This is a genomic window from Microcoleus sp. BROC3 (genome assembly GCF_036702515.1).
Taxonomy (GTDB): Bacteria; Cyanobacteriota; Cyanobacteriia; order Cyanobacteriales; family Microcoleaceae; genus Microcoleus.
Window position 1 is genome coordinate 151,644 of the sequence record NZ_JAUBTQ010000009.1, and the last position, 16,392, is coordinate 168,035.

The 16,392-nt window shown below is 45.2% G+C and carries 9 protein-coding genes; 2 read left to right on the top strand and 7 right to left on the bottom strand.

The genetic code is table 11. The features are described from left to right. Positions 1–5: 5 nt before the first annotated feature. The 6 genes from QUB30_RS08320 to QUB30_RS08345 form a co-directional block, all read right to left on the bottom strand. Entirely contained in the window at positions 6–1,448 is a 1,443-nt protein-coding gene (locus QUB30_RS08320; RefSeq protein WP_333331755.1) for a cytochrome ubiquinol oxidase subunit I, read from the bottom strand. A gap of 274 nt (positions 1,449–1,722) precedes the next feature. Continuing rightward, positions 1,723–2,196: a hypothetical protein gene (locus tag QUB30_RS08325; RefSeq protein WP_333331758.1), complete on the bottom strand. Its 474-nt coding sequence runs from the start codon at positions 2,194–2,196 to the stop codon at positions 1,723–1,725. Then, the gene (locus tag QUB30_RS08330) at positions 2,171–3,376 is read right to left on the bottom strand and encodes an urease accessory protein UreH domain-containing protein (protein ID WP_333331761.1); all 1,206 of its coding nucleotides are present in this window, start codon (positions 3,374–3,376) and stop codon (positions 2,171–2,173) included. The genes QUB30_RS08325 and QUB30_RS08330 overlap by 26 nt, the downstream gene beginning before the upstream one ends. Positions 3,377–3,555: 179 nt before the next feature. Continuing rightward, positions 3,556–4,623, bottom strand: a complete 1,068-nt coding sequence (locus QUB30_RS08335; RefSeq protein WP_333331763.1) for an LOG family protein — start codon at positions 4,621–4,623, stop codon at positions 3,556–3,558. Positions 4,624–4,812: 189 nt separating this feature from the next. Next, entirely contained in the window at positions 4,813–5,136 is a 324-nt protein-coding gene (gene trxA, locus QUB30_RS08340) for a thioredoxin (protein WP_333242692.1), read from the bottom strand. Between the two features lie 537 nt (positions 5,137–5,673). Then, the gene (locus tag QUB30_RS08345; protein WP_333331767.1) at positions 5,674–6,837 is read right to left on the bottom strand and encodes a GuaB3 family IMP dehydrogenase-related protein; all 1,164 of its coding nucleotides are present in this window, start codon (positions 6,835–6,837) and stop codon (positions 5,674–5,676) included. Between the two features lie 122 nt (positions 6,838–6,959). Between QUB30_RS08345 and QUB30_RS08350 the strand changes: the two genes are divergently transcribed. After that, the gene (locus QUB30_RS08350) at positions 6,960–8,171 is read left to right on the top strand and encodes a lipid-A-disaccharide synthase-related protein (RefSeq protein ID WP_333331770.1); all 1,212 of its coding nucleotides are present in this window, start codon (positions 6,960–6,962) and stop codon (positions 8,169–8,171) included. 137 nt (positions 8,172–8,308) lie between these two features. Here QUB30_RS08350 and QUB30_RS08355 read toward each other — a convergent pair whose 3' ends face one another. Beyond that, positions 8,309–9,010, bottom strand: coding sequence for a polysaccharide deacetylase family protein (locus QUB30_RS08355; RefSeq protein ID WP_333331773.1), 702 nt, complete (start codon positions 9,008–9,010; stop codon positions 8,309–8,311). Positions 9,011–9,349: 339 nt separating this feature from the next. Between QUB30_RS08355 and QUB30_RS08360 the strand changes: the two genes are divergently transcribed. Continuing rightward, positions 9,350–16,228, top strand: coding sequence for an AAA family ATPase (locus QUB30_RS08360; RefSeq protein WP_333331776.1), 6,879 nt, complete (start codon positions 9,350–9,352; stop codon positions 16,226–16,228). The last annotated feature ends 164 nt before the right edge of the window (positions 16,229–16,392 follow it).

Sequence of the window (16,392 nt, forward strand, 5' to 3'; positions counted from 1 at the left end):
ATCTCCTATTGTTGTGCTTCTACTGGACGTTGATCGGGAATGTGTTCTGCAGGTTGAGTTTCGATTGCAGGTTCATTGTCTAATCCCGGTACCGGCAGAGTTAAATTAGGCCCTTGGCGGATAATTCTGCTGCCAAAATACAAGGCACAAACAAACAAAAAGCTGTAAACAACGGCAAAGAAACTCAGAGAAGTTAAAACATTGCTGGCGGGGATGTTTGACACCGCGTCTGCAGTCCGCATTTGCCCGTATAAAGCCCAAGGTTGTCTGCCGACACAGCGGACAATCCAACCCGATTCTACAGCAATATATCCTAGGGGAGCAGCTAATACCCAAGCGCGCATCAGCCAAGGTTGACTGCTAATATTTTCAGCAGCAAGTTTGCCCCGCATCCACTGAATTATACTCAACAGCATCAATCCTACAAAAAAGAATCCAATGCCGGACATGATGCGGAAACAATAATAGATTAAACCCACCATCCTCGGTCTATCTTCTGGCTTCCATTCCTTCAATCCGAGTACGGGTTCGGAGAGTTTTTGTTTGAATTCCAGAATGTATCCTAAGCCATTGGGAATGCTAATTTCCCAGTCATTTTTTTGGGCTTTTTCATTAGGAAAAGCTAGTAAAGTCCAATCGGCTGACTCTCCCGCTGGTGAAGTTTCCCACTTAGCTTCGATTGCTGCTAATTTAGTGGGTTGATAGTGATAAACTTGTTCGGCGCTCAAATGTCCGATGTATATCTGCAAAGGTGCAACGGCGATTGCTGTTGCTATGGCAATTTTTAAAGACTTGGAAAAAAAGGCTTGGTTGCGCTTATTGAGAATGTACCAAGCACTAATGCCGCCAATGACAAACAGCGAAGTTTCTAACGTCGCAAAAAACATATGGAGAATGCTGTTTAATGCGAACGGGTTCATAATTGCTTGAAAGTAATCGCTGACAATAAACTTGCCATTGACCATTTCTCCGCCCGCAGGAGTTTGCAGCCAAGAGTTAGCGACTAAAATCCAGACGGTTGATAGGTTAGCGCCGAAGGCTACCATGATTGTAGCGAAATAATGGACGATCGGGTGAACGCGCTCCCAACCAAACAGCATAATTCCCAAAAAGCCGGCTTCTAACATAAATGCCATTGAAGCTTCAAAGCCTAAAATGCTGCCAAAAAAGTCACCAACAGCTTCAGAAAATGGTGCCCAGTTTGTGCCAAACTGAAATTCCATTGGAATTCCAGAAGCTACTCCTATTCCGAAGTTAAGGACGTAAAGTTTAGACCAAAAACGAGCGTGATGGTAGTAGTCGGGATTGCGAGTTTTCAGCCACATTCCTTCAACAATTACCAGATAAATCCCCATTCCCGTAGTCAGAACTGGCCACAGCATATGGAATATGGCGGTTAGCGCAAATTGCATCCGCGATAGCGCCACGGTGTTAGATAAGATATCCATCGTTATATCCTTTGGTCAGTTCAAGAGACGTTAGCTTGCACAAATTCCATAATGGACACTGGTTATAATGTAGTGTAAAAATTTGTGACATTTTGTAGAGTTGGCAATTTTTAAGGTTTTATACAGATTTCGGTTGTATTTTCTTGTATGTTAAAATAGGTAGATTATGATTGGCCGTTGGGTGGGGGCGGGTTTATGAGATTGTGGGTTTGAGGCATTTATTGTTGGTGAACCCGCCCCTACAAGATTTATGTTCGGTGATGGAAAGATTATCTTAGCGAACCGTGACTGTATAATTCAGTTTAAAGGGTTTAAAATTAGCTTTGTTTTTGGCGGTTCCGCTCAATTCAAGTTCGTAAATCCCCGCCTTGGGAAACACGATATCTGCTCCTGGTATTCCTTGATATTTCTCCGCATAGACGGCTTTTAAAGGCGGCTGCATCAGCGGCTTATCCCCATCTTTACGACTTTTCAGATAAACAGAAAATTTGCAATTACACTGCTCTAGCGGGATAATTTTACCGCCCCTGCTAGTCAGCGCAAACCACACTTTCGCAGGCTGTCCGGCGCGGGGATTGTGGTTGGGTTCGAGGTGAAAGGTAGCTGCTACATCTCCCGAAACTTCGACTTGGTGCGCCAAAACTGAAATCGAGTTTAACTGTGGGACACTGGGAATTGCTGCTTCAATTAGCAATCCCAAAAAAACTAAAAATCCTAAACTTTTACTTTTGTTTGACAGGCGAAACATAGAAATTTTCTAGTGATAAAAGTGACCAAAACAAGCGCGATCGCACCAGCAAGACTCCCAGGGCAATTATTCCCAAAAGCAGCGCCCGCAATTGATTAACCGCCGTCGATTCAAAGCCGCCTAGATAGTGGGAACCGATGAGTGCAGCATGAATGGCGCACAGCAAAAAAGCTGGAAGGCTTAACAGGTGAAGCATTCGCCACAGTTGGCCTAAAAAATTTTGAATGCGATCGCAACTTGTAACCGCCGCCGGCAACATCAACAGCAGCGCCATCATCCCAGCCGCCATTCCCAACTGATGCTGCGGCAACATGAAGGACACAGCATCAAAATTCCATCGCAGCGTATGATCCAGCATATGAAACGTGTGGGCGACTGCTAGGACAAACGCGCCCACACCCAAAGCGCGGCGGTAGCGCAGCAGTTGCGGCAAAAACTTGCTCACCGGACGCGCCAACAGTGCTAGCGTCAAGCACAGCAGCGCTGCGTGGCCGGTAAAATCGACCATTTCATCGGTTCGCAGCAAGGTAAGAATCCCGATCGCCACCGTCACCCAACCACCCGCACGAAACAGTTGACTGCGCTTGTCGGCGCTCAATCTGCCAGCAAAAAAACTCAATCCCAGCATAGTTGGCAAGGTGCCGAGTCCAAAAGCCAGCATCGTCGCCGCACCCAAAACCGGGTTTCCGGTTTCCGCCGCCTTAATCTGCGCCGCGTAGAGGAAACCGCAGGGAATCAAACCCCAAAGCAAACCCAAAGCAATCGGCACCCACCAGTTTTTTTGCGCCGAAAGCTTGCTCATTGCTTGTCCGACTCGATCGTGCGACATTGGGTGCAGCAGCGGCAATCTGGGCAGCAAGTTCGGTTTAATTTGCACTACTCCGAACCAAATCAGCATCGTGCCCGTCAGAAGTGCGATCGCCCGCCGCAATTCGCTACCCGTACCTGCCAAAAGTCCGCCAGCAATTAACACCGAACCCAGTCCCCCAATTGCAGCACCAACCAAAGCGTAAGCAGCAATTCTCCCCAAATTTAGCAGCAAATGAAAACGAAAAGCAGCTAATTTATCGTTGCGGGAATTTGAGATAGAAAATGCCACTGTCAGCGGGCCGCACATCCCCGCGCAGTGACCGAAACTGCCGAGAAATCCCAAAGTGCTAATTAGCAGCAGGTCTAGCATTTTGCTATTTTTTTCCCTAACAACGCCATCAAGATATTGATAAAATTTGCTTTTGCGATTGCCCGTTTTTTTCTTGACTTTGTACAAATATTTATCTCAATCGATCGCTTTTGTCAAGATACGACTTATTAAACTTTTTCGACATCTCATCCATATCAAAAATGACCGATGACTGATGGTTACTTTTGTTCTGGATGCGCCGCCGCCGGCGAGGCTGCACCCATTTGATTTATAGCAGCAATTAGCTGGTAAAGCCGCCCCAAATCCCGCTGGTTGAAATGCAAAACTAGGCGCGGCAGCTCGAAAGTTGCATCTCCTATTTCCGGTTCCAAAGCTTGACTTTTTTCAATTTTTCCGGTGACAACAATATCGCTAAAATCAGCATTTAGCCGATCGACATTCTCCTCAGAAAGCTCTGTTTTCAAGCGAATTACCAATTTTTCGCGCACGTAGCGGCAGGAATGATAAACGAGATAAAAACTACCGATCGCCTCGCAAGCGACATTTACATCGTCAGTAATCGTATACAGGCTGCGATCGTCGGCTGAAATAAAACCCCGGCCCCGCAATTGTTTTTGCACAAAAATATTCCAATCGTGCCAATAATCTCCTCCCGGTCGATCGAGCAATACCACAGGAGCCGGCCCGAACTTGCCAGTTTGAGTCAAAGTCAGACACTCAAAAGCCTCGTCCAGAGTGCCGAAACCGCCCGGAAACAGAGCCAAAGCATCGCTCTCCCGGAGAAAAAATAACTTGCGAGTGAAAAAATATTTAAAATTGAGCAATTTGCGATCGCCGGCAATAAAAGGATTAGAACTCTGCTCGAAAGGTAACTGAATGTTTAGCCCAAAAGAACGTTCAGCCGTCGCCCCCTCGTTCCCCGCCTGCATAATTCCGCCGCCGCCGCCAGTAATCACCATAAACCCCTGCTGGGCGATCGCGCGCGCAAAGTCTCTGGCCATCAAATATTCCGCCGATGGCGGCGACACCCTCGCCGAACCAAAAATCACAATTTTGCGAACGTGGCGGTAAGGATAAAACAGCTCAAAAGCGCTCTCCATATCTCGGAGCGACGCAGCAATAATTTTCCAGTCTAGGCGATCGAGATCCTCTCCGGCCATTTGCACTATAGTAGAGAGCGATCGTTCGATCCACTCAGAGTGCTTCAACATGGGCAAGCGATCGAGCAAATCGATCAATTCAGCTTGGAGGGACTCAAAACCTTGACCAGACCCAGAACGTATCATGAATTTTTCCGAAACGGTAACAATTTGTCGCTACTAAAAATTAAGGGGCAAGCCAAATTTAGAAGCTCATAGCAACCAGCAAATTGCCCTGCTGGGAACTAATAACTTTTCCAGTAGCTTTGCCCCGGTTCTGAAGCGAGTTAGCTTTCGCGGCCCAAAAAGAACAGCGCGAAACCGCTCGCAGTTGGGTTAAATGTACTTTTCCAGAGTGTTTGCCAGAGTAGTTTTCGGAACTGCCCCAACCACCATATCCACCCGTGCACCGCCCTTAAATATCATCAGCGTCGGAATGCTGCGGATACCGTATTGGCTGGCAACCTGAGGATTCTCGTCGGTATTAACTTTTACTACCTTGACCTGCCCTTCATATTGCTGGGCAATTTCGTCTACGACGGGCGCCACCATCCGACAGGGCCCGCACCAGGGAGCCCAAAAATCCACTAGAACTGGAACTTCGCTCTCGAGCACTTCCTGCTTAAAGGAAGAGTCGGTTACTTGCGCGGCTGTTGACATCCCTAGCCATCCTTGTAAATACTATTTCTCGGATAACAAGTCTAGCAAAAAATGTAACCACTTGCGTCAAGGATTTTAAGAGAAGGCTTTTGAAGCAAGAATGCCCTTCGACTTCGCGATCGGGTAAAAAGAAGGAAAAAGGAAGAGGGTAGAAGGAACAACCAAGAGGGTAGAAGGAAGAAGGCACAAGGTTTCTGAAGGAACGAGGCACTGATGTTTCCGAAGGCAGAATGCACGAGGAAGAAGAAAAATTCTGAATTATCTCCCACTCCCGCACTCTCCCATTCTCCCACTCTCCCCCTCTCCGGAGCTAACAGCCTCAGTCCTGTCTGTAGTAACCAAGAGCTAAGATTTCTGCTACAAAAGGAACCGCCCGAACAGTAGTCCGGGCGGAGTGTGGTGTGAGGAGTGAACGGAAACATGCGTCTCCGCTTCTTCTATTGTGACATCTCCTTTTGGATAATTCCACAATATTCTGTAAATTTCGAGACTCTTGAACAAATTTTGTCAAGGTATGCTGGTATTGGGTCAGTAAATCTACTTACCCATGCCCAACTGCTGAGCTTTTTGATAGACTTTACCCTCAGTCAGCAGAGAAGGAGCAATTACCACTTCCACTTGCTGCATCTCCTTAATATCCTTAGCGCCCAAGGTACCCATGCTAGTTTTCAGAGCCCCGAGCAAGTTGTGCGTACCGTCATCGAGCACCGCAGGCCCGCGCAAAATTTGCTCCACAGTACCCGTAGTCCCGACGCGAATGCGAGTGCCGCGTGGCAAAACCGGGCTGGGAGTCGCCATCCCCCAGTGAAAGCCTCGCCCGGGAGCTTCGGCTGCCCTGGCAAAGGGCGAACCAATCATCACTCCATCTGCGCCGCAGGCAATGCACTTGCAGATATCGCCGCCAGTAATTAAACCGCCGTCAGCTATCACCGACACATATTTGCCAGTTTCGCGATAGTAGTCGTCCCGCGCGGCGGCGCAGTCTGCTACCGCTGTGGCTTGGGGAACGCCGACACCCAATACTCCCCTAGATGTGCAAGCAGCCCCCGGCCCAATGCCCACGAGAATTCCCGCAGCGCCAGCTTTCATTAAATTCAGGGCGACTTCGTAGGTCACGCAGTTGCCCAAAATTACTGGTATCGGCATCTCTTGACAGAATTGAGGCAAATCTAAAGATGAGATCGATTCCGGGGAAAGGAAAGCAGTCGAGACTACAGTTGCTTGCACAAAAAATATATCGGCTCCAGATTCAGCAACCGCCCGGCCGTATTTGCTCGCACCGGCGGGGGTACCGCTGACGGCGGCAATCCCTCCTCCAGCTTTAATTTCTTTAATTCTCAGGTCGATTAATTCTGGCTTGATGGGTTCGGCATAGAGTTGCTGCATCAGGGAAACAAATTCGTGGTTCCCGACACTGGCGATGCGCTCTAATATTGGCTGGGGGTCGGCATAGCGGGTTTGAATTCCTTCTAGGTTGAGCACGCCCATTGCTCCCAATTCCGACAGCAAAATGGCCATGCGGACATCGACTACTCCATCCATGGCGCTGGCGATGATCGGGATTTCTCGATCGATCCCGCCAATCTGCCACTTGGTATCTGCCAAACTCGGATCGAGGGTGCGCTGTCCGGGTACAAGCGCGATTTCATCTATGCCGTAAGCTCTGCGAGCGCTTTTGCCCCGCCCAATTTCAATATTCACGCTGTTTCACTTCCACAATGTATTTAAATTAGACTAACAAAAAGTTAGCCGGCCCGAGTGTAGCTATCGCACGGCTGTCTTTAAAAAAAGCTCGGCACTGATTCTGATTGTATTCTGATTATATGAAATCGAAGGGGGTGCTTTTCCTCAGCAACGGCCACGGGGAAGACGCAATTAACTGTCAAATTCTCAAAGCTTTGAGAGTATCTGGCGCGGATATTGATGTTTCGGCAATGCCGATTGTAGGTGACGGGGCTGCTTACCGCCGATCGACCGTGCCCATTATTGGGCCCACCAGTCAAATGCCGTCTGGGGGAGTTTTTTACATGAATCCCCTGTTTTTCCTCAAAGATATTGGGGCGGGCCTAATTGCTTTGACTTGGCAGCAATTGCAGGCTGTTTGGACGCATTCGCGCCGCTGCGATTTGGTGGTGGCGACTGGGGATATTGTCGCCGCGGCGATCGCCCGATCGACCGACCGCCCTTATATAATTTTTCTGTCGGCTCATTCTAGTTATTACGAAGGGCGAGTCGATTTGGGTTTAATCTTGTGGCAGTTGCTTTCCTCCGAGAAATGTCTGGCGGTTTTTACTAGAGATGCTTTGACTGCTGCTGACTTAAACCGACAGGGTTTAAAGAAAGCTCAGTTTGTCGGCAATCCCGTCATGGACAACCTCAATTCTACGGGCAAAGATTTGCAGTTAATAGCCGGAGTTAGGACGATCGCCCTCCTCCCCGGTTCTCGCCTCCCGGAAGCCACCTACAACCTCGTTTTGCTACTGGAACTGGTTAAAGAAATTGCTAGTAACTCTACTGTACCAGTGCAGTTTCGGGCAGCTTTAGTTCCAGCTTTGATGCCTCAATTAGATGATATTGCGGCGCGTTCTGGATGGCAACACCGATCGGGAAAGTTAATTTTTCAACACCTAAAATCACCGGAAAGCCACCAAAATTTAGGAGTTGAAGTGCTTTGTTATGCAGATGCTTTTGCCGATATTTTACAGCAGTCTAGTTTAGTCATTGGGATGACAGGAAGTGCGATCGAACAAGCGGTGGGATTGGGCCAACCAGTCATCGCAGTACCGGGAAACGGCCCTGCATTTACCTATAGATTTGCGGAGGCTCAACACCGACTTTTAGGTGATTCCGTGCAGGTTATTGGCACACAACCGGCGAATTCTGATATTATCAAGGAAGCTGCTTTGGCAGTCGATCGAACTTTGCAAGACGATTGTTATTTGGAAAGTTGCGTTAAAAATGGTTTAGAGAGAATGGGGCAAGCTGGTGGCAGCATAAAAATTGCTAATTACGCGGCAAACTATCTTGGTTATTGATTCTGGTATGGTGCGTCAGGTTTTAATTTTTCAATCTGCACGAAAAGTCTAATTATGACCCACCATTTATTTCCTGGTGCGTCAGCATGAGATTGTTGATTTGTCGCGAAAATAATTGTGGCTGACTAACCCTACTGCTATTTCAACAACTCAGAAACAGTTTTAAATTCGTAACCTTTTGACTGCAAATCCTTGACAATCATCTCAGTTGCTGCTACGGTTTTCGAGCGATCGCCCCCGCCGTCGTGCATCACCACAATCGAACCCGATCGCACATTTTCAATCACCCGCTTTGCGATATCTTCTACCGTGTGTGTTTTTTCATAATCTTGGGAATCCACATCCCACATAATCAGTTTTTTGTGCATTTGCGATAGCAAATAAGACAAAACTACAAATCGCCTACCCCAAGGTGGCCGAAAACTGATACTGTCTTGCTTAACCCCCACTTCCTGCAAAAGTTTGTCCGTTTTTTCAATCTCAGACAGCAAAACTTCCTGGGGTTTAAACATCATATCTTTGTGAGAGTAGGAATGGTTTGCCAACTCATCTCCCCTCCCGATAATCATTTTCACGATTTCTGGATGTTTTTCAATATTGCGGCCGATTTCAAAAAAAGTTGCTTTAACTTGATAGCGGTCTAAGATATCTAAAAGCTGATTTGTATAGGGAGGATAGGGGCCGTCGTCGTAGGTGAGGGCAACAACTTTCACTTCGGTATCGGCGCGGTTAATGCCGAAATAATTGTGAAATTTAGTAACTTTAATTAACAGCGATACTGCGAAAAAGAACGCTATTGTGAAAAGCAGAAACTTTTGTAAATTTTTACCGATTCGCATAGCTGCACGCACTCGATCGAGAATGAAAGTGGATTGTTTTCAGATTACCACAATTGGGGAACTCAATCCTTAAGCTATTTTATCATTAATTATTCTGTGTTCCGGAATTTTTCAGTTTTGGCGATCGCACAGTAGCTAGAGCCTGCGCCAGTGAGGTTGTACGCTACATATAGCGTAAGTAAGTCCAGAGCAAAAAAGCAATAATAAAAGATCGGGAGTTGTCGGGGGTGTAAGGCAAGGATTTATATTCGCAGCGAGTGTACTGCTGCTCTCACCCGCTCCTCCCCATGTTATATTTATTTATATACTTAACTTTTTTAGGCAGCAATAATTCCCAACATGATTTCACTGCCAGATATCACAATTGTCAGCCAGATTTACGAAAGTGCTAATTCCCTCGTATACCGAGGCATCCTCAAATCAAATCAGCAACCTTTAATTTTGAAACTCCTCAAAGAGGATTACCCCACACCAGCCGAACTCTACCGCTATCAGCAGGAATACGAAATCACTCGCCGTCTCAACCTAGAGGAAACGATTAAAGCCTACGAACTGCGAAAATACGAAAACACACAAGTCATGTTGTTAGAGGATTTTGGAGGAGAGTCCTTAAAAATCCTGCTGGATGACCGTCCCTTGGCTTTACCAGAGTTTCTCCACCTAGCCATCCAAATCACAGATGCGTTAGGCAAAGTTCATCAAAAAAAGGTCATTCACAAAGATATCAATCCATCTAATATTGTCTTAAATCCTCAAACCGGACAATTAAAAATTATTGACTTTGGCTTATCTACCATCCTATCCCAAGAGAATCCCACCCTCAAAAGTCCTCATCTTCTAGAAGGGACATTAGCTTATATTTCCCCCGAACAAACAGGCAGGATGAATCGAGCGATAGACTACCGCACCGACTTTTATTCTCTTGGCGTTACTTTCTATGAACTGCTAACCAACCAGTTTCCTTTTGAATCCGTCGATGCACTTGAGTTAGTCCATTGTCATATTGCAAAACAACCGACTCCACCTCATGAAATCAATCCAGAAATTCCCTTGATAGCCTCAGAAATTGTCATGAAATTAATGGCAAAGACGGCGGAATATAGATATCAAAGTGCTTGGGGAATCAAGACCGATTTAAAACAATGTCTCGCTCAATCTAGAAATGGCAAAATTAAAGCTTTTTCCTTGGGATACCAAGACATTTCTCCTCAATTACAACTCCCTCAAAAACTGTACGGGAGAGAATCACAGATAAAGTCCTTATTGACTGCATTTGAGCGTGTAGCGTCGGCACAAGAAAAACAAGTAGGGGCTGGTTTAGCAAATAACCTGAGTAACCCAACGACAACTCAGTCACAAAATCTGCCCGTACAAAGAAAAACTGAGATCATGCTAATTTCTGGATACTCTGGTATTGGGAAATCAGCTTTAGTTCAGGAATTGTATAAGCTCATCACTCAAAAAAGCGGCTACTTTATTGCAGGTAAATTTGACCAGTTGCAACGCGATATTCCCTATCAAGCTTTAGTCGCTGCCTTCCAAAAATTGGTGCGACAATTACTCACAGAAACTCAAGCGCAATTACAACAGTGGCAAGAGAAGATTCGACGGGCATTAGGAATCAACGGACAAATTATTATTGATGTCATTCCCGAAGTTGAACTGATTATTGGCAAACAGAATCCCGTCCCCGAATTACCTGCAACAGAAGCACGAAATCGGTTTAATTTAGCTTTTCAAAAATTTATTCAGGTTTTTTGCCAAAAAGAACATCCCCTCGTCCTATTTCTAGACGACCTTCAGTGGACAGACAGCGCTACGTTGCAATTTCTCCAGTTGATAATGACCGATTTTACTACTCAATATCTGTTTGTAATCGGAGCTTATCGAGATAACGAAGTCAGTGCAACTCATCCTACTATGCTGACTTTATCTGAGATAAAAAAACAGGGAGTAGTAATTAATCATCTCTCTCTTTCACCCTTAAATTTAAACCAGGTTAATGAATTCATTGCGGATACCCTGAAAACAGAGTGCCTCCCTACGCAAAAATTAGCAGAGTTGGTTTGGCAAAAAACACAAGGAAATCCCTTTTTTATCAAAGAGTTTATCAAGTCACTTTATACAGAGCAATTGCTAAATTTTGATCCGAATTCTGGGGCTTGGTCTTGGGATTTAGATCCAATTATAACTAGGAATATTACTGATAACGTTGTTGAGTTCATGGCAGATAAAATTAAAACTTTATCAGAGTCTGCACAAAAAGTTTTACGATTAGCCGCTTGTATTGGCAACCAATTTGATTTAGAAACGCTTTCAATTATTAATGAAACTTCTCAAAAAGCAGCGGCTAATGAATTGTGGGATGCCATTCAAGCGGGATTGATATTACCCATTGGGGATGATTACAAATTCCTGAAAACCAATCGAGATGCGAAGGACTTAAAAATTACTTATAAATTTGCTCACGATCGCATCCAGCAAGCCGCCTATTCTCTAATTCCCCCAGACGACAAGCAAGCGGTTCACTGGAAAATCGGGCAACTGTTGTTACAAAATACACCGCAACCGATACTCCAACAAAATATTTTTGATATTGTCAATCAACTCAACTTCAGTATTGAAGCAATAGACGTTCAGTTAGAAAGAGATAAACTTGCTCAATTAAATCTGATTGCTGGCAAAAAAGCGAAGGCATCAGCAGCTTGGAAACCAGCCTGGAATTACTTAAGAATTGGTATAAATTGCCTGACTGCAGATAGTTGGTTTCGTCTGTATGACCTAACTCTGGCACTTTATGTGGAAACAGTAGAAGCTGCTATCTTGAGTGGCCACCTTGAGGAAATGGAAAAATTGGCTGACATTGTGCTTCAACAAGCTACTTCCTTGCTGGACAAAGTGAAAGTCTATGAAGTCAAGATTCAAGCCTATACAGCACAAAACCAACCGTTAGAAGCGATAGATACGGCCCTTTCAGTATTAAAGCTGTTGGGGATTCGCTTTCCCAAAAAACCAACACAATTAAATATTTTCCTGGAACTGGTGAAGACTCAGTTAAGTTTAGCAGGGAAGCGAATCGAGGACTTAATCGACTTACCAGTGATGACTAATCCTGATAAGCAGGCAGCAATGCGTATCCTCTCAAGTGTAGTTTCGGCTGCCCATTTTGCAACACCTGAACTGCTGCCACTGATGGTTTTTAAACAGGTCAATTTATCCATCAAATACGGGAATACTTCTGTGTCTTCTTGTGCCTATGCTACTTACGGACTGATTCTGTCTGGAGAAACCGTAGGAGACATTGAGACTGGCTATCAATTTGGACAACTTGCTCTCTTGTTACTCGATAAGTTTAATGCTAAAGAACTCAAAGCCAGAACCATATTTATTGTAAATTACTTTGTCAAACATTGGAAAGAGCATCTTAGGGAAACTTTAAACCCTTTGCAGAATGCTTACTCGATCGCCCTAGAAACTGGAGATTTAGAATATGCAGCTTATTCTGCCTGCGTATACTGCTACCATTCCTATGTATTGGGGAAGGAATTGGCAACAGTCGAGGCAGAGATGGCAATGTACAGTAATACCCTCAGCCAACTGAAGCAAGAAACATCATATTACTATAACCAACTCAATCGACAGGTTTTATTGAACTTGAGGGGACAGGCTGAAGATAAATGCCGTTTAATCGGTGAAAGTTATGACGAAACAAAAATGTTACCCCTGCATCTAGAGGCGAATGCTCAAAATCTTTGTCGATCGGTCTATTTTTACAAGCTATTTCTCTGCTATCTTTTTCAAGACTATCAGCAAGCTATAGAAAATGCTAAATTAGCAGAAAAATATAGCGATAGCGCTGTAGGTACTATTCCTCTCTACCATTTCTACAATTCTTTACTTGCTCTGGCTATCTATTCTGACGCACCAAAATCCGAGCAAAAACTCATCCTCCAGAAGGTTAAAGCCAACCAGAAAAAACTCAAAAAATGGGCTCATTTTGCTCCAATGACTCACCTCCATAAATTCTATCTAGTGGAGGCAGAGCGGTATCGAGTTTTGGGTGAAAAGGCTAGGGCGATCGACTACTACGATCGCGCCATTGCCTTAGCCAAAGAACATGAGTACATCAACGAAGAGGCTTTGGCTAATGAACTAGCTGCCAAATTCTACATCGCTTGGGGAAAAGAGCAAGTTGCCCAAGCCTATATGACAAATGCTTACTACTGCTATTTACGTTGGGGTGCAACAGCTAAATTGACTGATTTAAAAGGACAGTATCCAGAACTTTTAAAGCGTTTTACCACAGCCGATTTCTCCGATCGATCGCGCCGCAACCTGTCTGATACATCTAACAGCACTTCAGGTGAACTCCTGGATTTGGCAGCCTTGATGAAAGCATCTGGGGCGATCGCCAGTGAAATTGAGTTAGATAAACTTCTCACGACTTTGATGAGAATCCTCCTGGAAAGCTGCGGGGCACAAACTGGCTATCTAATTTTAGAGTCTCAAGGACAACTAAGAGTCGAAGCGTCAGGCGAGGCTAACTCAAATCAGGTGATGGTATTGCAATCTACTCCTATAGAAAGCTGTCTTCCTTTGTCGATTATTCACTATGTTGAGAGGACTAAACAAGGACTGATTGAAACCAATGTTGCCCGTGAAGGGAGATTTACTCAAGATGCTTATATCAAAACACAGCAGCCCAAGTCTATCCTTTGCGCCCCTCTGCTCAATCAAGGGCAATTAATTGGCATTGTTTACTTGGAAAATAATTTAGCAGATGGGGTTTTTACACCCGATCGCCTGGAAGTGATTCAATTGCTTTCAACTCAGGCGGCGATCGCACTTACCAACGCCAGACTCTACACTCAGGTACAATCGACGCAAAATCGCCAGAATAAATTCCTTAATGCCATTCCTTTTGGCATATCCGTTCACGACGCCAAAGGACAACTGGTTTTCGCCAATCCAGTTTCACAGCAGTTACTGAATATTCAAGATTTACCCAAAGCCGAAATCGAGCAACTCTCAAAAACCTATCACGTTTATCGGGCAGGCACAGGCCAGATTTATCCAGTGGAACAGCTACCCTTGGTGCGATCGCTTCGCGGTGAAAAAACATGGGCGGATGATTTGGAACTGCACTACAGTGAGCGAATCGTTCCCTTAGAAGTAACTAGCACGCCAATTTTTGATGAGACGGGTAATGTAGAATATGCGATCGCAGCTTTTCAAGATATTAGCGAACGCAAGCAGGCACAGATTACGCTCATCGAAAATGTCCGCTTAGAACAGGAAATTCGCGAGCGCCAAAAAACACAAGAGGCTCTGCGGCAGAGCGAGGCACGCTACCTTGGTATTCTGGAAGACCAGACAGAACTGATTGCCCGGTATCTGCCAGATGGTACCGTTACCTTTGTCAATGAAGGCTTCTGTCGATTTTTTGGACTGACAAGGGAACAACTCATCGGGCATCACTACGAACCTGTCGTGTTTGAGGAAGACCGCGAATATGTAACCCGAGTCGTCAATTCCATTAGCAAAGAAAATCCCGTTGTCACAATTGAAAATCGGGTGATTGTTAGCTCCCAGGTGCGTTGGACGCAGTGGGTTAACCGAGGGATATTTGATCGTTCCGGTTGCATTGTTGAATTCCAGGCGGTAGGACGAGATATCAGCGATCGCAAAAAAGCCGAAGCAGAACTCGAACGGGCAAAAGAAGCAGCCGTTGCCGCCAACCTCGCCAAAAGCACTTTCCTTGCCAACATGAGCCACGAATTGCGAACTCCCCTGAACGCCATTCTCGGTTTTTCTCAACTGATGAATCAGGATACCAATCTGTTAACTGAACAAAAAGAGAACCTCAACATCATTCAGCGCAGTGGAGAGCATTTATTATCTCTAATTAATCAGGTGCTTGACCTTGCCAAAGTTGAAGCTGGAGGCATGACGCTATCTAAAAATAATTTTCACATTCATCACTTTTTAGCGGAAATCGAGGAGATGTTTGCGTTGAAAGCCAACACTCAAAGCTTACACTTACGATTTGAATGTGCTGCCGATGTTCCTAAATATATCTGCGCTGATGAAGTTAAGTTGCGGCAAGTGCTGATTAATTTTGTCAGTAATGCCGTTAAGTTTACCTCTTCGGGAAGCGTGTCTTTAGAAGTAAAAAATAAACAGGTAAAAACCCAAAGTGAAGCCGAAATACCAACAACCAACAACCCACAATCAACAACCATTACCTTTGAAGTAAAAGATACGGGAGTTGGTATTGCGGCAGAGGAACTGGAGAATTTATTCAAACCCTTCGTGCAAACAGCATCCGGTCAAAAAGTACAGCAAGGAACCGGATTAGGACTGACGATTAGCCGTCAATTTGTCCGCTTGATGGGAGGTGAAATAACAGTCATTAGTCACGGTAAAGCTTTCACCCCTGGAATGCCTCTCAAGGAATTTTTAGAAGACACAACGGGCACAACATTTAAATTTGACATTCCTGTGGGCATCGCTGATGCCAGCGCCATTCAAAATCAACCCCACAGTCGTCGCGTCGTTGCCCTAGCGCCTAACCAACCCCAATATCGCATCCTAGTAGTGGACGATCGAGATTACAATCGGCAACTGTTAGTTAAACTCCTCCAACCTGTTGGTTTTGAAGTGCAAGAAGCGACTAACGGTATTGAAGCGCTTGAAATTTGGGATTCATACTCACCCCATCTGATCTGGATGGACATGAGAATGCCAGTTATGGATGGGTATGAAGCCACGAAACGCATTAAAGGCACCCTTAAAGGTCAAGCTACTGCTGTTATTGCTATTACTGCTAGCGTGTGGGAAGAAGAAAAGGCAGTTATTTTATCCGCTGGTTGTGATGATTTTGTGCGAAAACCGTTCCACACAGAAGCCATCTTTGACATCATGGCTAAACATTTGGGAGTCGGTTATATTTATCAGGATCAAGAGCTACCGTCTTCCCCTTCTAATGTGACTGGAGAACCGTTAAATTTCACTGATTTATTAGCAGGGATGTCAAAAGAATGGATAGTAAAATTATATGAAGCAGCTATTGACGCTGATTCGGAATTAGTTTTTCAACTCCTTGAGGAGATTCCTGAATCTCAAGCTTTCGAGCTTCAAACTCTCAGGGGTTGGGTGACGGAGTTTCAGTTTGAGAAGATTCTCGATTTAACTGAACCCTGGATTGGTGAATCTTGAGACAGCAGATTGCAGGTTTATGAAGTAAACTCCCGATCGATCCCCCCTAGAGCGTCGGTACAGTATTAGAAGTTGACAAAAAAAGAGATATATGAATTTACCCGGTCAAGGAATCCAACTCTATGCCCGGTTGAATTGGCGCAACCTTAGAGATTCGAGCAATG